At 65.7% G+C, this 2,952-nt stretch carries 3 protein-coding genes and 1 pseudogene; all 4 read right to left on the bottom strand.

The genetic code is table 11. From position 1 onward, the window contains the following. Positions 1-198: efflux RND transporter permease subunit (locus WA702_RS28580; RefSeq protein WP_425113894.1), on the bottom strand; the 198-nt coding region annotated here is incomplete at its 3' end. Further along, positions 198-1,613 (bottom strand): annotated as a pseudogene (locus tag WA702_RS28585) (efflux RND transporter periplasmic adaptor subunit); the annotation flags it as partial. The gene WA702_RS28580 and the pseudogene WA702_RS28585, both read right to left, overlap by 1 nt. Before the next feature lie 80 nt (positions 1,614-1,693). Continuing rightward, a complete protein-coding gene (locus WA702_RS28590) occupies positions 1,694-2,086 on the bottom strand; it encodes a FixH family protein (RefSeq protein ID WP_425113892.1) in 393 nt (130 codons plus the stop codon). Between the two features lie 95 nt (positions 2,087-2,181). Further along, on the bottom strand, positions 2,182-2,568 hold the full coding sequence (locus tag WA702_RS28595; protein WP_425113893.1) for a hypothetical protein: 387 nt from the start codon (positions 2,566-2,568) through the stop codon (positions 2,182-2,184). Between the last annotated feature and the right edge of the window lie 384 nt (positions 2,569-2,952).

A 2,952-nucleotide genomic window follows, 5' to 3' on the forward strand; every position in this document is an offset into this window, starting at 1 on the left:
GGTGACCTGATCCTCGATGACCTGCGGCGCCTGGCCCGGATACTCGGTGTAGACGATGACCTGGGTGTCCGAGAGATCCGGGATCGCATCGAGCGGCAGGTGGAGCAGCGCGTAAAGGCCGGCCGCGGCCGCGAAGCCGGTGCCGAACAGCACCAGCAGCAGGTTGCGCGCCGACCAGGCGATGATGCGAGCGAGCATTTGTGCTCTCCCATCTCGTGGGCAGGGACGGCGTCGGAGGCCTTGGGCGCGGCCCCGGCAAACCCCTTCAGCGCGGCCTTCAGGTTGCTTTCCGCGTCGATCAGGAAATTCGCCGAGGTGACCACTGCCTCGCCGTCGGACAGGCCGCTCCGCACCTCGATATAGACGCCGCCGCGGCGGCCGAGTGTGACGTCCCGCGGTTCGAACCTGCCCTCGCCCTTGTCCACGAGAACGGCTTGGCGACTGCCGGTGTCGAGCACCGAACTATCCGGCACCGCCAGCACGGGGGCAGGGTCCGCGGCATCGATACCGGCGTCGACGTACATGTCGGGCAGCAGCGCGAAGTCCCGGTTGGCCAGTTCGACCCGGAGCCGAGCGGTGCGCGTGTCCTTGTTCACCTGGGGATAGATGACCGCGATCGTCCCGGAGAAGATCCGGCCCGGGAAGCTGCGAGCGCGGATCGTGACGGGTTGCCCCACCGCGATGCTGCCGAGGTCCCTTTCAGCCACGTCGACCAGCGCCCAGACCACGGAGATGTCCGCGATCCTGAACAACACGTCGCCGGGATTGGCCCTCATGCCCTCCACTGCATTGCGTTCGAGCACGATGCCATCGCGCGGCGCCGTCCACTGCACCGTGACAGGAGCGACGTGGGACTTCTCCATTGCTGATATGACCGGCTCTGGAACGTCGAGATTGGTCAAACGCTGGCGGGAGCCGCGGCCGTACGAGGCGACGCCGCCCACGTTCGAGTTGATGGTGGACAGGTATTCGGCCGCCGCGGCCGAAATGGCCGAGCTGTAGATCTCCATCAGCGGCTGCCCCGCCTTCACGCTTGTGCCGGTGGTCACGTCCGCGACCTTCTGCACGAAGCTTTCGGAGCGCATGGCAATCACCGAGACGCGCCGCTCATCGAGCTGGATCGTGCCGGGCGCCGTCACCGGGACGTGGATGCTGCGCCGCTCGACCGGCTCGGACTTTACGCCGGTGCGCTGGATCTTGCCCGGCGAAAGCTTCACGGTGCCGTCGTCGGAATCGCCGCCTTCGTAGACGGGGATGTAGTTCATCCCCATCGGATCCCTTTTGGGCACCGGCGAGGTGTCGGGCAATCCCATGGGGTTGCGATAATAGAGAATCTTGCGTGAGCCTGCCTGCTGCTGCGGATTTGTCTGCACCGGCATCGCCTGATCGTCGTCATAGACGGGCAGGTAGTCCCGCCCGCTGTCGTCCTTCTTCGGGCCGGCCGACCAGAGCGGCGCGCCGCTCGGATCGCGGTAATAGAGCGGAATTCGGTGCGCGGCCGTCGGGGCGGTCGGCTCGGCATAGGCGGACCAACGTCCGCCGTTCGCGGTCCAGGTGGCGCCGAGGACGAGGCCGCCCATCAGCACGAGGGCCGTCAGAAGACGCTTGTTCATGGCGTGATTCCGCGCGCCCAGGGGGCGCGTTCATCTGAATGGGAAAGAGAGGTCGGGCGCCGTCGGAGGCGCCCGCAGGCTCACTTGGTCGCCGTGACGATCACCTTGCCGGTGACGGTCTCCGGCTCGCCCTGCACCTTGGCGGAGAGCGTGACCTGGTAACGGCCGGCCATTGGCAGGTCCGTCCTGAACGCGTAGACGCCCGGCTCGCGCGATGGCAGCGGGCTTACTTGCGACTCCATCTCGGCCATCCCGTCCGGCGCCATGTCGACGCGCGTCTTGAAGATCACCGCGTCCGGCACCGGCTTGCCCGTCTGCTTGTTGGTCAGACGTATGGCCAGCGTGACGTCGTCGCCCTTCTTCATCTCCGGCTTGACGGGCTCGAACGTGTAGTCGCCGGCGCCCGCCAGGGCGGTCGAAGCGGCAAGCGAAAGGGTGGCGGCAACAGCCGCAATGGTGAACCTGGAAAGCATGGTTTTATCCTCATGAATTGATCTCGGCCGCGGCGCCTGCGCGCGCACGTCAGTCGTCGTCGCGGGCAAGCGTGCCGCGCGTCGGGTCTCTGAGATCAAATTCGAGGAGGTCGGAACGGAGGACTGGAACCGCGATAGGAGGCGACTTGATCGGCCGGAATGGCGAGCTTGCGCGCCGTCGCGGCGAGAAACGCAACGCCGAGAATTCGGACGTCGCTCAGCGCAAGGACTCCGCCCAAGCAGCAGAAGCCCATTCCGCATTTGTAGCCGTCCTTGTGCGGGGCTGATCCCTTCATGTCATCAGGACAGCAATCGTCCATCGACATGTCTGCGTCCGCAGCCATGTGCGTGCTGGCTTGAGCCATGTGCATGCTGGCTTGCATGTGGTCCGATGCCATCGCGTGGCCGGCGGACGCGCCAACCGGCAGCATCGCCAGCGAGATGGCGATCACGAACGCGAGCATGGCACGGACAAACCGCATCGAACTTCGGTGACCTTCCTGACCAGGCCGTGAAGATAGAGGGCCAAATGGGACCCGTCTTTGACCACGCTCCGGCTCGACCCAGATACCCCCGAGGGGTAGGAAGTCAAGTCACGGGCCGATGAAAGTCGCGTCGAGAAGCTCTGGACGGCTCGAAGTTGCGATTGCGCCGCCGACGGCCGCAGATATCAAGCATCTGTTTGCGCGACGTTCGTGGCCTTAGCAGGCGGCCGGAGTTTGCAAACCAGCCGTCTGCCATGTTGACCGATTTTCCTTGCCTGAATCTCAGAACGGAATGTCGTCATCCATGTCGTTGTTGCGGCCACCGCCGCCGCCGACCGAAGCGGGTGCGCGGCGCGGCGGCGCCGACGGCGTGCTCATGCC

This window comes from Bradyrhizobium sp. (genome assembly GCF_049798375.1).
Taxonomy (GTDB): Bacteria; Pseudomonadota; Alphaproteobacteria; order Rhizobiales; family Xanthobacteraceae; genus Bradyrhizobium.